Origin of the sequence: Paenibacillus suaedae (assembly GCF_032337355.1) — a bacterium.
In the GTDB taxonomy this organism is placed as follows: domain Bacteria; phylum Bacillota; class Bacilli; order Paenibacillales; family Paenibacillaceae; genus Paenibacillus_B; species Paenibacillus_B suaedae.
Genome location: NZ_JAVYAA010000001.1, coordinates 748,287 through 764,962, shown reverse-complemented (window position 1 = coordinate 764,962; position 16,676 = coordinate 748,287). Strand labels below are relative to the sequence as shown.

The window sequence follows — 16,676 nt, the reverse complement described above, 5'->3', positions numbered from 1 at the left end:
ATGCTGCTTCATCATCTAGTTGTGCATTGTATCGCTCAAGAAGCAGCTTCACTAAATAATCGTAACATACATCGCCCATAAAAAACAGCACCCTTCCATGAGAAGGATGCTGGATAGAATCGGTTATTTGGATAACGCCTGATCCAAATCCGCAATCAAATCCTCGACATGTTCAAGCCCAACAGAGAAGCGGAGCAATCCATCCGTAATTCCACGCTGCAGACGAACTTCATGCGGCATTGCTGCGTGAGACATCATGGCAGGATAAGACAAGATGCTCTCAACAGCGCCAAGGCTGACTGCCACAAGCGGGATTGTCACGTTGTTCAGCACTTGCTTCGCCCGTTCGCCAGAACCCACATCGAATGATACCACTGCTCCATATCCCAGTGATTGCTTCTCATGCACCTCACGGCCAGGATGATCGGCTAGACCAGGGTAATAGACGTCAGCAATGTCCGACCGTTCACTCAGCCACAGTGCAAGGCGGCGGGCGCTCTGCTCACTCTGATTCATCCGAGCTTCCAATGTCTTCATGCCTCTCATCAGCAGCCAGCTGTCCTGAACCCCAAGCACAGTGCCAAGGCCATTCTGCAATTGCTTCACACGGCGTCCAAGACTCTCGTTGGCTGTAACTGCCAGACCTGCGAGCACATCACTGTGTCCGCCCAAGAACTTGGTGGCACTATGTAAGACTAGATCAACACCAAGCTCAATTGGACGCTGATGATAAGGGGTCATGAACGTATTATCCAGCATGGTGAGCAGACCCTTTTCCTTGGCCCATGCGGTCACTTCTGCAATATCCGTAATTTTGAGCGTCGGGTTGGACGGTGTCTCCATATAGACAGCCTTCGTATTTGGACGAAGCGCAGCCTTCACCTGCTCAATGTCGGTCATATCCACTAAAGTAGACTCAATGTTCAACCGGTTTAAAATGGAAGTCAAGAGACGGTACGTTCCACCATACACATCTTCCGTTACGATAACATGATCCCCTGCCGATAACAGCAAGAATGTCGAAGAGATCGCTGCCATCCCTGATGCGAAGGCAAATCCATTCGTTCCGCCCTCGAGCAGTGCAATATATTGCTCCAATGCCTCACGTGTTGGATTGCCAGAGCGAGAGTAATCGTACTGAGGCGGATTGTAAATGTCCTCATGATGGAATGTCGTAGCTTGGTAAATCGGGACACTGGAAGCTCCCGTACCGGCATCGATCTCACCGCCAAAATGGATCAGCTTCGTCGCAAACCGACGTGATTGCTTGCCTAACTGACCGTCTGATGCTTGATTCGAATTCTGCTCTCTCATCTCCGTTATCCCTCCACTTCTACTCTAGCCGCTTCTATCGCTTGCTCCAAGTCAGCGATTAGGTCATCAACATGTTCAATTCCAACCGAGAATCTTAGCAAGCGATCGTCTACACCAATCTGATCCCGAATCTCCTGCGGAATATCCGCATGGGTCTGAACCGCCGGATAAGTCATCAGCGACTCTACCCCACCCAAGCTCTCCGCGAACGCGATCAATTTCAAGTGGCGCAGGATCGGCTCTACATAAGCTGCATTCTTCAAGCGGAAGGAGAAGATGCCTGTGTTGCCCGACGATTGGCGCTGTTGAATCTCATATCCCGGATGCTGCTCGAGTGCAGGATAATACACATTGTCGATGGCGGGATGCTCTAGCAGCCATTCGGCAATGCGGGTTGCGTTGTACTGATGCCGCTCCATACGAAGGGCAAGTGTCTTCATGCCGCGCATCAATTGATAGGAGTCTGATGGGCTCAGGACAGCACCGATCGAATTATGCAGGAAGGCGATTTCTTCCGATAATTGCTTCCCTTTCGTTACGATCAGACCAGCAAGCACATCATTATGTCCGCCCAAGTACTTCGTTGCGCTGTGGACTACCATATCTGCCCCAAGTTCAATCGGGCGTTGGAAAAATGGCGTTAGCAGCGTATTATCAACGATAGTGAGAATTCCATGCACCTTCGCCCACGCCGCTACCTTCTCGATATCCGTAATCATCATCAAGGGGTTCGTAGGCGTCTCTATAAAGACAGCCTTCGTCTGCGGTGTTCTTACAGACTCAAGCGCATCAAAATCATTCGTATCTACATAAGAGGCCGTCACGCCGAAACGAGACATAATCCGTTCCAGCAGACGATAAGTGCCGCCGTACAAATCGAGGGAAACAATCAGATGATCGCCTGAACTGAACATCGCGAACAATGTCTGTAATGCAGCCATCCCCGAACTACAGGCAAATCCGGCATCCCCACATTCCAAAGCAGCCGCCGCTTCCTCTAGAACAGTACGAGTCGGGCTCTTCGTCCGAATATAATCAAACCCCGTGCTCTGTCCAAGCTTCGGATGCCTGAATGCAGTTGCTTGGTAAATCGGATAATTAATAGCTCCCGTTTTTGGTTCATGAACCGATCCAATTTGAGCTAATCGACTTTCGATGCGGTAGTTCTCTTCGTTGCGTTCGATCATAGTTGATGAGCCCCTTCCTTGCGCGGTACGGCTTTGCCCAATTCGTAAGGTGTTTCTTGATATACGTAGTAGTTCAGCCAATTTGAGAAGAGGAGGCTGGCATGCGCACGCCAAGTGGAGTAAGGCTTGCGGGAAGGATCGTTATTCGGGAAATAATTTATCGGAATGTCCATCTCCATCCCCTTTGCAATATCGCGGTCATACTCCCACTTCAGTGTACAGGGATCGTATTCCGAATGACCGGTCACGAATATTTGCTTCCCATCATGTGTCGCTACCAAATACACTCCTGCTTCTTCCGACTCCGCTAATATTTCTAACTCGGCAATCTTCGCGACATCCTCTCTCCGAAATTCCGTATGACGGGATTGCGGTACAAGAAACATCTCGTCGAAGCCGCGTGTCAGATTCACATTTTCCTTAGTTAGTACATGCTCGTATACACCGAAAATTTTCTGATCCAGTGCATATTTCGCAATTCCATAGTGATGATAGAGGCCCGCTTGTGATGCCCAGCAAATATGGAACGTGGAAGTTACATTCTCCTTAGACCATTCCATAATGCGGCACAACTCATCCCAATAGTCTACATTTTCAAACTTCATCTGTTCGACAGGAGCACCCGTAATGATCATGCCATCAAACTGCTCTCCTTCAATATCTTCAAATGTTTTGTAGAACGAAGATAAGTGCTGTGCGGACGTATTTTTTGATGTATGGCTTGCTGGATGAAGGAGCGTCACCTCAACTTGCAGCGGCGTGTTGCCCACTAAGCGCAGGAGCTGGGTTTCCGTAGTCTCTTTCGTCGGCATCAAGTTGAGAATGATGATTCGCAGCGGACGAATATCTTGATGATAGGCTCTCGTTTCGTCCATGACGAAGATATTCTCCTGGGTCAAAATTTCTTTGGCCGGCAAATGATCCGGAATTTTAATCGGCATTGACGCTCTCCCCCTCGAAAATGGTAATTGGATGGTGTCGGCACATGAAATCAATTTGGCGCAACCGCAAACAAGCCTGACTTGAAACGGCACAAATGGCTAGAGACATACAAAAAAGACCTTCCTCGACTACGAGAAAGGTCATGTTATACATGCTCATGAGCCTCTCTCATCTGTCAGTAACGACTTCCATCGTCCCTGCAAGAATTAGCACCGTGCGTCGCGCTTCATACTGCGCATCGCCGGTTGCCGGGCTTCATCGGGCTTGTCCCTCCACCTACTCTTGATAAGATTGCTTATATGAATATTCATTTGATTTGGCCTTGGTAATAATGTACGGCAAAGAGAAGCTGTTCGTCAAGAGGGGAACACAACAAAAAATCACGATTCCACCCCCTTCGCATACGATACATTATTGACGAATTCCGGCAATGGATTTTGTCTTGAAAGGTTGAAGTACGAGCGTTATACTTAACAAGGTGCGTCGAAGCCTTACTTAATTATTAAAATCGAAGGCAACAATCGTTCCTTCACTGGACGCATGATATATAAAGTCACGTACAATTATTCAAGCTGAGGTGAGTTCGGATGGATGGCGACCCGAGGTCGTTCCGTAGTACGTACGTACAACCGAATATTACGATTCGACAGGCAGCGGCAAGTTCGCAGTCCAATGTCGGGATTCGTGCCTCTGCAGAGAACCTAGTTCACTAATTGTGCCTAGGCTTATATCACGTGCGCGAACGACGGACTGCGCATGCCCAGCCTTGTTTCGAGTCGTCTGGTAACATTTAGACGATGCGCATGTCGCAATGGCGACAGCGTCAAGGAGTGAGTGCAATGAAAATCCGTCTGGTCAACGAGGGCGTCTTCACGACTGAGGAAGATATCAATGTCACATTAACACCGCCAGAGAATGGCTTCTACTGGATCGATGCTGACATTGAGGATTTGGTCGTTCTGCAGCCATTATTCAACATGCATGATTTGGCAGTTGAGGACTGTATGAGTGAAGAAGAGCAGCGTCCCAAAATCGAAATTTATGAAGGTCATTATTTTATCGTGTTCAACAGCATTCGCTTTGACGATGAAGAGATCTTTTTACGCTCATTGAACATTTTCCTCGGCAAGCACTTCATTATTACCGTAACAAAGCAGAAGATTAACGAACTGCGTATGGTGAAGCCTGTATTGTGGGAGCAGCAAGCGAGTACGCCTGACCTTATGCTCTACCTGCTCATTGACTTGGTTGTCGACAACTACTTCACAGTAGGAGATCGAATTGAAGCGAAGATCGACAAGCTTGAGGAAGAGCTCATTATGAGCACGAAGAAAGAACATCTCAATGAAATCATCAGCTTGCGAAGTGAGATTCTATGGCTCAAGAAGGGTCTTGGCCCTCAAAAAGAGGTACTGCTTGTCCTCTATCGTAAGGAATTGCGGCTGATCGGCGATGACCTGCAGAAGTACTTCCAGGATATTTACGAGAATGCCGTCAAAGTATCGGAGACATTCGAAACGTTCCGCGACCTTATGGGCAACTTACGTGAATCTTATCAGCTTAGCATCGCGAATCGCGCAAACGATATTATGAGAGTGTTCACAGCCATTACAACTATATTCATGCCGCTAACCTTAATAACAGGGATCTACGGCATGAACTTCGGATATATTCCAATTATGGACTGGGAGTACGGCTCCTTGTATATGATCGGATTCATGCTTGCGCTTGGTATCTTTATGTTCTACTTATTCCGCAAGAAAGATTGGATTTAATAATCAGCGGGGGTGTTCTAAAGTCATTTGATAATGACCTTGGACACCCCCGCTTTGTTTTCTTTGCATTACCATATTCCCGATTATCCCCATTTGCTCACCTTGTTCGCCGATGACGAAAAACGAAGCCAACCACTGCGAATTGTTTTTCGCTGCTTTCCAAACAAAATAGCAAGACGCCCCTAAACTAGCCTAAACAGCAGAATAAATTCATTAACGAGCTCGGGCATACGTCCTTCGAATATGGCATCCGTCAGCTAGCCGCCTGTGCAACGCTGCTGCTTCTCGCTCTGCTTCGATGCAGAAGCCGCAGCAATCGAATCCGCTCATAGTTCGCTTGTACCTCGGCATAAGATTCGTCCAATGCCGATTCTCCAAATGCCTTCACATAGATTGGCTTCAAGTATTCATCGCCCAGTTCATCGAATGCCAGCTCTATCGTTGCCCGCTGCTCTTCCGGCATAGATTGAAGCTCCGATTCAACCAGCATGCACACATTATAGCCTTCACGTTCTACCGTCTCAATGCGCATAATGAGTTCACGCCGATCTACCTGAAGAAGCTCTATCAATTGCGCAATCGATAACTGCTGCTGCAAGCCTTCCAGCAATACACGGTGGTCTGTCAGCTTGGAGAGCTCTTGATTCTGCTTCGATTCCCATTCGGAATAGACCCACTTCGCGAACTCCTCTTCGGATACAACGGAGGATATCCAATCCAGCGGGAAAGTTGATGTCCTTTCAAACCCCTTCGCAATTGCAATGATATCTGCTCCATAGGATGCCAGCTTTGCTTCTCCGAATCCAGGAAGCTGCTTCAGCTCTTCCAAGGTGTGCGGAAGCAAGGCACTGACCATACGAAGCATACGATTCGTTGCAATCCAATAAGGGGCCCGGCGCAGCTTGCTCGCCGTCTCCCTACGCCACTTCGCAAGCTGTTCATATACCTCGGATCGGGCATATAAATCCGCATAGCAGGCAACCCATTCATTGCGTTCCTTCATTCTGCGCTCGTGTATATCGGCCTCCGGCACAAACCCAATAGTCAGACGGTACCCAGCGTGCAGCAAACGCGCCATGCCACGCCGCATAGCCGCCCGCATCTCGGCCCATACCGCCCCCTCGAACCATACTTCGGCAGGCTGTCCATCTGGTTCCCAGAGTAAGATCCACTTCCCCTCATCTACTCCAGCCGTAACTAATCCATATGCGGTTTCACGAGAAGAATCTACTCCCCTCTTCCGCTTACGAGAAGACACCATCTCCCCATCGTCCAGCACCATTCGCTCTAATCTGGCCATCCATACAATTTGCATCAACTATGCCCTCCCTATTCGATAGACTTGATAATGATACAACCTCTCCGATTGCTGCGACCTTCTATTCACTTCTATCGGACAAAAAAGAAAGCACCTCATCACGGTACGTATATACGCATCGCAATGAGGTGCTTCCTCGTCCTAGTTATGAATTTATTACCATTATAACATGCTCTTCTCCAGTGTCAATTCCTGTATTTCTATTTCTAAATGTTGGACGCTACTATATAATAATATCATCTTATTGGAGCAGCAGATAAGGGAGGCTAACAATGAGCAATCATGATCTTGATTTTCTATCGGACAGCACAGAGACAACAACAACACGCTTCGTCACCTTTGTAGGGCACAGCTATCGGCGCTTTGATTTGGCGATTACATCTACAGGCCGTTTTTACGGTAAGAAGCTCGTTACCGACTTGCAGAGCGGGCTGACCGCCATTCTCGGACAGGACGATCTCAAGGAAGAAGGTTATTTAGAATCCTTTTATCGCTTGTCGGAGGAAGAGGGAGAAGAGCTTCGCGGCTTCCTGTACATGGTCATAGGCGAGGCGCATTTCACCGATTAAGCTGATGACTCGGATGCACGAACCCAACCTTCATACAGCACTTATGATCAAAAAAGGGAGGAGCTTCTGCTCCCCCCCTTCATTCTACCGCTCATGTTCGTTACATTCCGACGTACGATATCATACTTTTCATTTCCAGACGCTCAAATATTGCACTGACGGACTCGCGCTCTGGCGCAAATACACAGACATCCATCTGGCATTCTACCGGCACATCGCAGTTGATGCGCGCAAGCTGTCGTGACAAATGGAGCATCTCAAGGTCGGACTCAATCTTCGTCCGTACACCCTTCGCAAGCTCCGGCAAATTCTCCAATATTCCCTCAATGCTCTGATATTGATGGATCAGCTTATGTGCTGTTTTCTCACCTATCCCTTTCACGCCTGGATAGTTGTCCGCAGTATCTCCCATAAGCCCCTTCACATCAACCACCTGCTCTGGAGTCAGCTGACGCTCCTCCATAAGTGACAATGGAGAATAGACTGCATAATTGCCATGCCCCTTCTTCATAATGATCACAGTCGTCCGATCATGAACAAGCTGCAGCATATCGTGGTCGCCTGTCAGGACAAAGACATGCATATCATCACGGAATAAGCGCGACAAGGTTCCGATACAGTCATCTGCCTCGAATCCTTCAGCCGATATATTAGGGATGCCGAATCCATCCATTACATCCCGAATGAGTTGAAATTGTGGTACCAGATCCTCTGGACAATCGGGACGATTTGCTTTGTACGCTGTGAACTGTTCTGAGCGAAATGTCTTGCTCCCGAGATCCCAGCAGCATGCAATATGCGTCGGCTCGAACCGTTCTACCGCATCCCAGAAATATCTCATAAAGCCATACACCGCATTCGTTGGTGTTCCATCCTTCATTCGACGAATAGAACCGCCGTACGCAGTAGCGAAATAGGCGCGAAATAAGAGCGCCATTCCATCAACGAGCAGTAAGCGCTGCTCCTTATTATCATTCAATTGTACTTCCATCGGTATGGATTACCCCTTTCGCTTCAATGCCTATCGTCAAGTATATCATAATTCCTACAATCACTAGATAACGGTTTCTGCCAAGCAAGGAACCCATACTCATTCTTTCTATTTATGCTACAAATGAGACATTACATCATCAAAAGTCACGATCCCGACTAACCGACTGTCCTCCGTTACTACCGGAACAGCCAGAAGGCCATACTTCTTAATAATGTCCAAGACATCCGCTTGCGGTGCATCTGGTTCGATCGTAACGAGATGCGGATTCATCATTTCATGCACAGACCGCTCGGGCGAAGAGATAAGGAAATCACGTAGCGACACAACGCCTAGCAGCGTATCCTGCTCATCGGTCACATAAAGATAATAAATAGTCTCCACATTCGTCAAGCAACGGCGCATCCAATCAAGAACCTCAGCAATTGTATCTGTCGTACGGATTCGGATGACCTCCGTTGTCATAAGTGATCCTGCTGTACCTTCTGGGTAAGCGAGTAATTGCTTAATGTCCTCCGCCTCTTCCTTCTCCATATGATCAAGATAGAAGTCCGCTTCTTGATAAGACAGCAATCCAATAAAATCAGCTGCATCATCGGAAGGAAGTCCGTTTAGCATCTGAATCGCATACGGTCTGGCCAGCTCCAGCATACACTCCTTCTGCTTCCTCGGAGCCAGTTCACAGAAGATTGCGCCAAATTCGGCAGGGTTCAAGTACTCATAGATACGCATTCGGCAGGTACGATCCATCTCCGTAAAAATTTCTGCCTGATCGGTGGGGTGCAGTTCCAGAAAATCAGTCCGAAACGTATCTTTTTTTGAGCCTTTCAATGCTTGCAGCATACAGTAGGTGTATTCTTCTCTGAATTGATAATGGTTTAATGTAATCACGGTCTTCCTCTCCTCTCATGCAGCCGACTTCAATCCATCTTCTTGAGCTCTACTTACAATTGCTCGATCTCTACGCTCACAACATGCTCAATCTTCTTGATGGAATAATAGATTTCCGTCAAGTATTGATTACTTGGCACAGATAGCACTAGGTCAATTCGCTGGCGATCCTTATCCAGATCCTTGAGTTTAAAGTGGCGGATATGGAACTCATCTGCATCCGTTCGATCCTTGCGCTGAATCTTCTTTATGAGATCCGTCATCCGGTGGTTCGATTCTACGACGATCTTCAACGCCACATCATGCCGGTTCAACTTGGCAGGGGCAATCATCTTAATTAAACCCGGAATGAGGTTGACAGCCGTAATCAGCAGCGCCGCACCGCAAGTTGCTTCTAAATAGAATCCAGCCCCAATCGCTACACCGAGAGCAGACGCCGACCAGATTAATGCTGCAGAAGTGAGACCGGAAATAACCTCATTGCTTCTTCGCAAGATAACACCCGCTCCAATAAAACCGACCCCGCTTATGATCTGAGCTGCCAAGCGCATTGGATCCATATTCGGATGGTTAGTGCCGCCGAACTTCCCGAATGCCTCAATTGACACAATCGTAACCAGGCAGCTGGCAATACATATGACCATACTCGGTCTCAAACCAAGCTGTTTTTGCTTAATTTGTCTGTCAAGCCCAATCAGCAAACCGAATAATAGCGCCAAACCGAGCTTCATCATCATTTCCAATGTCAAAAATATCATGTCGATCACCTTCTTACCCAAATTCAACTTACTCAAATTCAACATCTACTACAAAAAAAACATCTACACGCAAAAAAGCCCCCTCGCAAAGAGAGAGCTTGATTTCATCCAGCAAGTCGATTCCTCACACGTCAAATAAGCCTACTGATTCTTTTCGTGCATACAGGATGCAAGACGATTCAGGGCACAGCAAGACATGGGAGGGCCGCTTGTATAGGACACATCCTCTCTACGAGTGTACATCAGTTGTCGCAAATGACTCGGACTGCCTTCCACCATTACCCTCCCCTTTCATCGCTAGTTAAATACTTCCATGAGGAATCTTACTTGTTCGTTCACGTGATGTCAACCATCATCTTCCTCATCTTGCATGATCTATTAACACGGTTCCTGTTAACCTGAACAACATCGTACCAATGTGCTGCTTGTCATCAACAGTTGCAATTCCTTCTTAATGCTTGGAGGCCGTGCCCCACGCTTCTGCAAACATCTCTTCCTTGAAGCCGACTGTTGCTCGATACCCATCTGTAACAATAGGACGCTTGATCAGCTTGCCATTCGATGCCAGCAGATTCAACTGTTCCTGCTCGCTCATCGTTGGCAGCTTGTCCTTAAGCTGCATCGCCTTGTATACTTCGCCAGACGTATTGAAGAATTTCTTCAACTCCAATCCGCTTTGGGCAACTAGTGCGCGCAATTCCTCGCTGCTTGGCGGCTCCTCTACGATCGGGATCAGTGCAACATCATAGCCTTGTCCCTTGAGCCACTGCACTGCTTTACGGCAAGTGCCGCATTTGGCATATTGATATACAGTAACGTTCATATGTCATGTAACTCCTCTCATAACATCATTCATTATTGCTCCTCCAGCCAACAAGCCGGTCACGCAGTTCTACTAGTTCCTGAGGAAGCTCGGCCTTAAAGTGAAGCTTAACCCCACTCATCGGGTGTGTAAATCGCAGCTCAGAGGCATGAAGCGCATGCCGCGTTAATGGCTCCACTGCAGCCTGAAGCAGCGGAGTATTCACCAGATCAGGATCAGCATAGAACTTATCGCCCAGCAGCGGACTTCCGATATGCTTCATATGCACCCGGATTTGATGAGTACGTCCTGTCTCCAGTCGGCAGCTTACTCTTGCAGCTTGTCCATGGTAGGACTCCAGCACACGATAATGCGTGATAGAATCGTATCCATCCGGTGTCACGACACGAAGATGAGGCTGCTCCTTGTCTCTATCGATTGGAGCATGTACCGTCCCTTCCTCCTCACGAGGAATCCCAAATACAAATGCCTCATACTGCTTCCACACCTCATTCTTCTGCATCTGATCCGATAATTGATGATGAGCGTGGCCGTGCTTCGCAACAATAAGCAGCCCAGAGGTCTCTTGGTCGAGTCGATTCGCTGGTCGAAATCGGGTTCGCTCGCCACGCATCCGCCAATGATGGACAACTCCATTAGCCAATGTCCCATTCGGATATCCCTTGGTTGGATGAACCACTATGCCTGCCTGCTTATTGAGCACGAGAATATCCTCATCCTCGTACACAATCTGAATCGGGATTGGCTCTGGTTCGATTGTATCCACATGATCCTCTGCAATCTCCACCCGAATCAGATCACCCGCACGAAGCTTGTCGCGCACCGTAAGAATTCTTCCATTGTATTCTGTACCTCCATTCACCGTTATCGCTTGTTCCAACGTCTTCAGCCGCTTCAATAAACGCCTCGACAAATTCAATCTGGAACGGAGAACGGTTCGGAGTTGAATCCCTTCTTCACTCTCAGGCACTACATAGGACAGCTCAGCCGCAATCTCCCCAGACAAGCCGTCCGCTTCTTGCTTCCCTTCTTCTTCAATCATGCTGCTCCTTCTTCCTGAACACGTCAGCACTTCTCACATATTCCTGATCCTGAACGCCAACAAGACCATTTGCCCGGCGCGCCACTGCAAAGAAATAGTCTGACAATCGATTCACATATTTCATTACTTCGACATGTACGGTCTCCTGATGCGAGAGCGTAACGAGCTGACGCTCCGCTCTTCGACACACAGTTCGACATATATGCAGGGCTGCTGCCGCCTCGGATCCTCCTGGCAAAATGAACTTTGTGATCGGCTCATTCGCTGTCTCATGCTCGTCCATCCATTTCTCAAGCTGCTCCACCTGTTCTGGACGAATTTTATAAATGAATTTCCCCTGCTTCTGCTCCGCATAAGCGGTATCGGCTCCGCAATCGAACAATTCATGCTGAATCACGGATAACTGCTCCCGAAGTGCTTTCATTTCATCTCCATGGCAGCAAGTAATCGCCCAGCCGACGAATGAATTCAGCTCATCAAGCTCCCCATAAGCTGCTACCCGCAAATGATCCTTCGGTACCCGACCACCTATCAACGATGTCGTTCCTTCATCACCTGTACGCGTATATAACTTCATTTGCTATGCCCCCTCATTACCGTTCTATCCTGGGCTTAATGTCCTCTCCACGTGCACATTGCTAGTTTACTTTCGTTTCCGCTTCGCGCTAATGTCCTCTGGAATTCCTGAAGTCATCCGGAACCATTGTGTACTCCGCTTTACAAGCTCGCGATTCAGAGCGGCGTGCTGCACAATATACTCAACTTCAAGCGGATTCGTGAAAGGTGTGTAGCCTGGAGGCTCGTTCGTAATAATGAACAGCTTGCCTTGAAAGATGAACAATGCCTCTTGCAACTCCATCCGCGCAGCTGTCAAGCGCCCAGCGTATTCAGCAAGATCCTGCTTATTGTCCATTTCCTCCATAATTCGTTCGTGTGCGCCATGCAAATACGAGGTAACGCTATCAATGACAAGTACACGCCGGTCGGCCCGGTACATATTGGATTGCTCATTGATTCGATGCAGAACTTCTGGCAAAGCACACTCCGTATCAATCGTCTGCCATGTGAAATGGGGTGGCGCAGGCAATTCATCCGGAAGCGGCGTAAGACGGGTAGTCATGTAGAACCCTTCACGCCCGAACGTTGCAGCATAATGCATTGCAAATGATGTTTTCCCGCTCCCGGTGCTTCCTGTTACACCAATGATCACGAGCGCTCCCCCCCTTTCACTTATGATGTCTTACCGTGATGTCCATTGATTGCTTATCGATCTGTACGATCTGTCTGAATCAAGCCACATTACTTCTCTTCAGCAAGAGCCTTGAGTATCTCAACGGATCTGGCTTCGTCAGGTGTGCGCGAAGGAATCGTAACAGACAGCCCCTTTTCCTGAATACCATGTTTCTTCAAGACAGGCAGCTTCTCTGCAGACAACGAGAATAAGAAAGTTCCTTTATGCTCTTCCTTGCCTTCATATACAGCACCGTCGTACACGCCTTCGTTATATTTTTTGGCATCAAAATACTTATCGAGAGCTACGTGTCCACCCTGAGGAGCCATTCTCTTCGCGTCCTCCTCTGGAATGACCATTACACTATTCTCTCCAGCCGCATATTCCACAAACAACTTCTCGATGCTGTACAACGGTGAAGCGACGACTTGGACTGTGAATTTATTTTCAAACGTCTTATTCAGATCATCCTGCAGTGCACTTGTCATTTCGGGAGGTAATGACGATGATGTCATGATGAATACTGTAGCATCGGCTTTAGGCCCTCCACAACCACTTACAAGCACAAGCAATACCGCTAGAACACCGATCCATCTCCAATTGCGCATGATAGCCTGTCCCCTCTCCACGTTGCCCATATAAATGTATTGTCCGTTTAATAAATCCCAACCTTCACTATATCATAAACAACATAGGCAAAAAAAGAAGACTCCTCATAGGAGTCTTCCTCACGCACCATCTATTTCATCGATTGTGACTTCATATATTCATTAATCTTCAAGTCCAACATGCTGCTAATCTCGATTACTGTCTCTGCAGTAAAGGACTGCTCCTCTTGGAACATCTGCTCCATTTGCTTGCGAAGGACAAGGATTTCATACTCAAGCGCCAATAGCTTGGACGAAATGTTTCTTGTTCTGCCCGACCATCTTACATGAGATCTATCTTCTCTCACTGAACTATGCGGATACGACGTCAAGGTATAGTTCGAACAAAACAATCGACCTTTCCTCCCTTCATGGCGATTCTAGAATATCCTAGGTTTCTCCAGATGTTCCATAACATGGGACAGTTCTGCGAGACATGTTATATTATACCAGAGGGGAAGAAAGAAAACTAGTTCATTTTCGTTGATTATGAATAATTATCACATTTCTTGCTTCATCTTGTCGAGGAAACGACCCATTCGATCAAGAGCTTCATTCAATTGCGCAACGGATGTCGCATAAGAGCAGCGAATATGACCTTCTCCTCCTAGGCCGAACACATCACCCGGAACAGCCGCAACCTTCGCTTCGAACAACAACTGATGGGCAAATTGCTCTGAAGTAAGTCCAGTTGACTTAATGGATGGGAATGCATAAAAAGCCCCTTGCGGCTCATGGCATTCCAGACCAATTTCGCGGAATCCGTTCACAACAAGACGTCTGCGCTGATTGTACGACTCCATCATATGATCCTTCTCGCTCATCCCATTGCGCAATGCTTCAAGGGCGGCAATCTGTCCCATTATCGGTGCACACATGACCGTATATTGATGAATCTTCATCATCGCGGCAATGATCTCCGGATGACCGCATGCATACCCCATCCGCCAGCCAGTCATGGCAAATGCCTTGGAGAATCCGCTGACAAGCACCGTTCTGTCCTTCATGCCTGGAATGGATGCGAAGCTGACATGCTTCTGATCATATGTCAATTCAGCATAAATCTCGTCTGAAATGACGATCAAATCGTGTTCTTCAACAATCTTCGCGATCGGGAGCCAATCCTCATAGGTCATAATACCGCCTGTTGGATTACTCGGATAGCATAAAATCAGTACCTTGGATTTCGGTGTAAGCTTAGCCTTCAACGCCTCCGCAGTCAGCTTGAACTGATTAGCAGCATCCGTCTCAACTCCTACCGCTACCCCACCACCAATCGACACGATCGGCGAATATGAGATATAACACGGTTCCGGAATAAGGATTTCATCGCCTGGGGCAACCAGCGTCCGCAGTGCCAGATCAATGGCTTCCGATCCGCCAACGGTAACAAGCACTTCATCTGACGGTTCATATTTTACTTGGAATGAATTGTTCAAATATTCTGCAATCGCTTCGCGCAGTTCCAGCATCCCTGCATTGGAAGTGTACTTCGTACGACCACGCTCTAACGAATATACACACGCTTCACGAACATGCCAAGGCGTGCAGAAATCCGGTTCCCCGACACCGAGTGTGATGATGTCCTTGCTGGCGTTAGCCAAGTCGAAAAACTTACGAATACCGGATGGCGCAATGTCACGTACCAATGGGTTAATATAGTCGCTCATGGAGCGTACGCCAGCTTGCTTCTCTTCTTCCTTAATCATAGCACTTCACCTTTCACGGGGTAATTACGAGACGATGATCATCCTCGCGCTCTTCATAAATAATGCCGTCCTGCTTATACTTCTTCAGGATGAAGTGTGTCTTCGTCGACAATACCGATTCAATCGGAGACAGCTTGTCGGATACGAAGGAAGCTACTTCACGCAAGTTCTTTCCTTCTACCTCAACTAGCAAATCATAGGCGCCAGACATCAAGTATACGGACTTCACCTGTGGGAATAAGTATATTCGCTCTGCAATACCCTCAAAGCCACGACCACGCTCTGGAGTTATTTGCACTTCAATAAGGGCGGTTACAGTCTCATCATCAACTTTGCTCCAATTCACTACCGTTGCATATTTAACAATGACGTGCTCTTCTTCCATCTCGGCAATCGCGGTGCGAACTTTCTCTTCGTCAACACCAAGCATCGTGGCGATGAGCGCCGGGGAACGACGCGCGTCCTCTTTTAACAATTTAAGTATGCTAATATTAAAATCGCTCAAATCCTTCATATTCGATCCTCCCTCGACCTGCAGTGGCAAGCCGACTTAGTGTAAATATGCTACATATGATACACCTTTTCATATGAGCACGCCAATATCAACAGGCTTTACTGCGCATTTCATAATTTCCTAGTGCATTTCCTACTGCTATGATACCTGTTGCCGTAATGGAATTGAAGGTCCACGACCATGCGAAATTGCAGCTTTGCTGGTTGGTAGGTCATCTCCGTACTACAGCCGCAAGTAAAAAGGCTGCTGAAGTACTCAGCAGCCTTTCCCTGTATTACATGTACTGATTATAGTTGCCTTGATGATGCTCTTGTTGTTGATGCGCATGCTGCTGATAGTGACCATATCCCGCTTGGCCCAGCTTCTGCTGCACGAACTGGTTGGATTTCATTTGAAGCTGTTGATTGTCCTTCAGTTGCTTGTCCAACTCCTGGCGCAATGCTGGTGATGCGACGGAATACATATTGTTCTTCTCCATGAGCGTGAACAGCTGTCCTTGCATCGTTAACGTACTGTGTGTCAAGTCCGTAAACATCTGCCGAACTACCGGACAAGCCGCTTCTGTTACACCTGTTGTATACTCGCGAGAAGTTCGCTTCAAATCAGCCAAGATCGTGTACAACAAGTCTTCCTCTTGCATGAATTGATTTTGTTGTGAACCATTCATGTTGTCGTTCCTCCTTCATTACTTCGATTATTGAGATTGTTGTGGACTAGTTGGTGCCATATGTGTGTGCTGCTGCAGAGTATGTAGCAATACATTCATGTGCTGCTGATGAACACCGATCATGTGCGTCAGCGCTTGCTGAACACCTGGAGTTGTCGCCATTGCTGCGGTTGCCGCACACTGCTTAATAAGCAAATCCTCATTGGAGATCGAATCCACGATGTACTCCAATTCCTTCGCCGATAACGGCTTCATATTGCCTTGATGTGACTGTTGGTTATGCTGAGCATATTGCATC

At 47.7% G+C, this 16,676-nt stretch carries 19 protein-coding genes and 1 riboswitch; of the genes, 2 read left to right on the top strand and 17 right to left on the bottom strand.

The window, feature by feature from the left end:
- Nucleotides 1–123 precede the first annotated feature (123 nt).
- The 3 genes from RQP50_RS03395 to metA are packed head-to-tail and all read right to left on the bottom strand — an operon-like array spanning nucleotide 124 to nucleotide 3,442.
- Entirely contained in the window at nucleotides 124–1,314 is a 1,191-nt protein-coding gene (locus RQP50_RS03395) for a trans-sulfuration enzyme family protein (protein WP_315743251.1), read from the bottom strand.
- 5 nt (nucleotides 1,315–1,319) lie between these two features.
- Nucleotides 1,320–2,501 (bottom strand): aminotransferase class I/II-fold pyridoxal phosphate-dependent enzyme, encoded by a 1,182-nt coding sequence (locus RQP50_RS03390; RefSeq protein WP_315743250.1) that lies wholly within the window; start codon nucleotides 2,499–2,501, stop codon nucleotides 1,320–1,322.
- On the bottom strand, nucleotides 2,498–3,442 hold the full coding sequence (metA, locus tag RQP50_RS03385) for a homoserine O-acetyltransferase MetA (RefSeq protein ID WP_315743248.1): 945 nt from the start codon (nucleotides 3,440–3,442) through the stop codon (nucleotides 2,498–2,500). Before metA ends, RQP50_RS03390 begins: the two co-directional genes overlap by 4 nt.
- A gap of 166 nt (nucleotides 3,443–3,608) precedes the next feature.
- Nucleotides 3,609–3,735, bottom strand: a riboswitch (SAM riboswitch).
- A 547-nt stretch (nucleotides 3,736–4,282) separates the two neighbouring features.
- On the opposite strand from metA, the gene corA reads away from it, so the two are divergent.
- Nucleotides 4,283–5,218, top strand: coding sequence for a magnesium/cobalt transporter CorA (gene corA, locus RQP50_RS03380; protein WP_021254587.1), 936 nt, complete (start codon nucleotides 4,283–4,285; stop codon nucleotides 5,216–5,218).
- 253 nt (nucleotides 5,219–5,471) lie between these two features.
- Here the strand turns inward: corA and RQP50_RS03375 are convergent, their stop codons facing one another.
- Nucleotides 5,472–6,533 (bottom strand): HRDC domain-containing protein, encoded by a 1,062-nt coding sequence (locus RQP50_RS03375; RefSeq protein WP_315743245.1) that lies wholly within the window; start codon nucleotides 6,531–6,533, stop codon nucleotides 5,472–5,474.
- 275 nt (nucleotides 6,534–6,808) lie between these two features.
- On the opposite strand from RQP50_RS03375, the gene RQP50_RS03370 reads away from it, so the two are divergent.
- Entirely contained in the window at nucleotides 6,809–7,105 is a 297-nt protein-coding gene (locus RQP50_RS03370) for a DUF3055 domain-containing protein (protein WP_021254585.1), read from the top strand.
- Nucleotides 7,106–7,205: 100 nt separating this feature from the next.
- Here RQP50_RS03370 and RQP50_RS03365 read toward each other — a convergent pair whose 3' ends face one another.
- The 13 genes from RQP50_RS03365 to RQP50_RS03305 all read right to left on the bottom strand — a co-directional run bounded on the left by RQP50_RS03365 (nucleotide 7,206) and on the right by RQP50_RS03305 (nucleotide 16,675).
- Nucleotides 7,206–8,096 carry a 5'-3' exonuclease gene (locus RQP50_RS03365; RefSeq protein ID WP_315743242.1) on the bottom strand — a complete coding sequence of 297 codons (891 nt, stop codon included), beginning with the start codon at nucleotides 8,094–8,096 and terminating at the stop codon, nucleotides 7,206–7,208.
- Between the two features lie 117 nt (nucleotides 8,097–8,213).
- A complete protein-coding gene (locus tag RQP50_RS03360) occupies nucleotides 8,214–8,987 on the bottom strand; it encodes a magnesium transporter (protein WP_315743240.1) in 774 nt (257 codons plus the stop codon).
- A gap of 53 nt (nucleotides 8,988–9,040) precedes the next feature.
- Entirely contained in the window at nucleotides 9,041–9,745 is a 705-nt protein-coding gene (locus RQP50_RS03355) for an MgtC/SapB family protein (protein WP_021254582.1), read from the bottom strand.
- 451 nt (nucleotides 9,746–10,196) lie between these two features.
- Nucleotides 10,197–10,568, bottom strand: coding sequence for an arsenate reductase family protein (locus RQP50_RS03350; protein WP_021254581.1), 372 nt, complete (start codon nucleotides 10,566–10,568; stop codon nucleotides 10,197–10,199).
- A 25-nt stretch (nucleotides 10,569–10,593) separates the two neighbouring features.
- Nucleotides 10,594–11,610 (bottom strand): RluA family pseudouridine synthase, encoded by a 1,017-nt coding sequence (locus RQP50_RS03345; RefSeq protein WP_072731420.1) that lies wholly within the window; start codon nucleotides 11,608–11,610, stop codon nucleotides 10,594–10,596.
- Nucleotides 11,603–12,187 carry a cob(I)yrinic acid a,c-diamide adenosyltransferase gene (locus RQP50_RS03340; protein WP_072731422.1) on the bottom strand — a complete coding sequence of 195 codons (585 nt, stop codon included), beginning with the start codon at nucleotides 12,185–12,187 and terminating at the stop codon, nucleotides 11,603–11,605. Before RQP50_RS03340 ends, RQP50_RS03345 begins: the two co-directional genes overlap by 8 nt.
- Nucleotides 12,188–12,253: 66 nt before the next feature.
- The gene (locus RQP50_RS03335; RefSeq protein ID WP_174810324.1) at nucleotides 12,254–12,820 is read right to left on the bottom strand and encodes a P-loop NTPase family protein; all 567 of its coding nucleotides are present in this window, start codon (nucleotides 12,818–12,820) and stop codon (nucleotides 12,254–12,256) included.
- A gap of 89 nt (nucleotides 12,821–12,909) precedes the next feature.
- Nucleotides 12,910–13,449 (bottom strand): hypothetical protein, encoded by a 540-nt coding sequence (locus RQP50_RS03330; protein ID WP_021254577.1) that lies wholly within the window; start codon nucleotides 13,447–13,449, stop codon nucleotides 12,910–12,912.
- 131 nt (nucleotides 13,450–13,580) lie between these two features.
- A complete protein-coding gene (locus RQP50_RS03325) occupies nucleotides 13,581–13,841 on the bottom strand; it encodes an aspartyl-phosphate phosphatase Spo0E family protein (RefSeq protein ID WP_021254576.1) in 261 nt (86 codons plus the stop codon).
- Nucleotides 13,842–13,988: 147 nt separating this feature from the next.
- Nucleotides 13,989–15,197 (bottom strand): aminotransferase class I/II-fold pyridoxal phosphate-dependent enzyme, encoded by a 1,209-nt coding sequence (locus tag RQP50_RS03320; RefSeq protein WP_315743233.1) that lies wholly within the window; start codon nucleotides 15,195–15,197, stop codon nucleotides 13,989–13,991.
- 13 nt (nucleotides 15,198–15,210) lie between these two features.
- A complete protein-coding gene (locus RQP50_RS03315) occupies nucleotides 15,211–15,711 on the bottom strand; it encodes an Lrp/AsnC family transcriptional regulator (RefSeq protein WP_021254574.1) in 501 nt (166 codons plus the stop codon).
- 274 nt (nucleotides 15,712–15,985) lie between these two features.
- A complete protein-coding gene (locus tag RQP50_RS03310) occupies nucleotides 15,986–16,378 on the bottom strand; it encodes a spore coat protein (RefSeq protein ID WP_021254573.1) in 393 nt (130 codons plus the stop codon).
- A gap of 27 nt (nucleotides 16,379–16,405) precedes the next feature.
- Nucleotides 16,406–16,675, bottom strand: coding sequence for a hypothetical protein (locus RQP50_RS03305; RefSeq protein WP_021254572.1), 270 nt, complete (start codon nucleotides 16,673–16,675; stop codon nucleotides 16,406–16,408).
- Nucleotide 16,676 lies beyond the last annotated feature (1 nt).

Coding starts and splice junctions, on each gene's coding strand:
- RQP50_RS03395 (WP_315743251.1), bottom strand. CDS start 1,314: ATGAGAGAGCAGAATTCGAATCAAGCATCAGACGGTCAGTTAGGCAAG.
- RQP50_RS03390 (WP_315743250.1), bottom strand. CDS start 2,501: ATGATCGAACGCAACGAAGAGAACTACCGCATCGAAAGTCGATTAGCT.
- metA (WP_315743248.1), bottom strand. CDS start 3,442: ATGCCGATTAAAATTCCGGATCATTTGCCGGCCAAAGAAATTTTGACC.
- corA (WP_021254587.1), top strand. CDS start 4,283: ATGAAAATCCGTCTGGTCAACGAGGGCGTCTTCACGACTGAGGAAGAT.
- RQP50_RS03375 (WP_315743245.1), bottom strand. CDS start 6,533: ATGCAAATTGTATGGATGGCCAGATTAGAGCGAATGGTGCTGGACGAT.
- RQP50_RS03370 (WP_021254585.1), top strand. CDS start 6,809: ATGAGCAATCATGATCTTGATTTTCTATCGGACAGCACAGAGACAACA.
- RQP50_RS03365 (WP_315743242.1), bottom strand. CDS start 8,096: ATGGAAGTACAATTGAATGATAATAAGGAGCAGCGCTTACTGCTCGTT.
- RQP50_RS03355 (WP_021254582.1), bottom strand. CDS start 9,745: ATGATATTTTTGACATTGGAAATGATGATGAAGCTCGGTTTGGCGCTA.
- RQP50_RS03350 (WP_021254581.1), bottom strand. CDS start 10,568: ATGAACGTTACTGTATATCAATATGCCAAATGCGGCACTTGCCGTAAA.
- RQP50_RS03345 (WP_072731420.1), bottom strand. CDS start 11,610: ATGATTGAAGAAGAAGGGAAGCAAGAAGCGGACGGCTTGTCTGGGGAG.
- RQP50_RS03340 (WP_072731422.1), bottom strand. CDS start 12,187: ATGAAGTTATATACGCGTACAGGTGATGAAGGAACGACATCGTTGATA.
- RQP50_RS03330 (WP_021254577.1), bottom strand. CDS start 13,449: ATGCGCAATTGGAGATGGATCGGTGTTCTAGCGGTATTGCTTGTGCTT.
- RQP50_RS03320 (WP_315743233.1), bottom strand. CDS start 15,197: ATGATTAAGGAAGAAGAGAAGCAAGCTGGCGTACGCTCCATGAGCGAC.
- RQP50_RS03315 (WP_021254574.1), bottom strand. CDS start 15,711: ATGAAGGATTTGAGCGATTTTAATATTAGCATACTTAAATTGTTAAAA.
- RQP50_RS03310 (WP_021254573.1), bottom strand. CDS start 16,378: ATGAATGGTTCACAACAAAATCAATTCATGCAAGAGGAAGACTTGTTG.
- RQP50_RS03305 (WP_021254572.1), bottom strand. CDS start 16,675: ATGCAATATGCTCAGCATAACCAACAGTCACATCAAGGCAATATGAAG.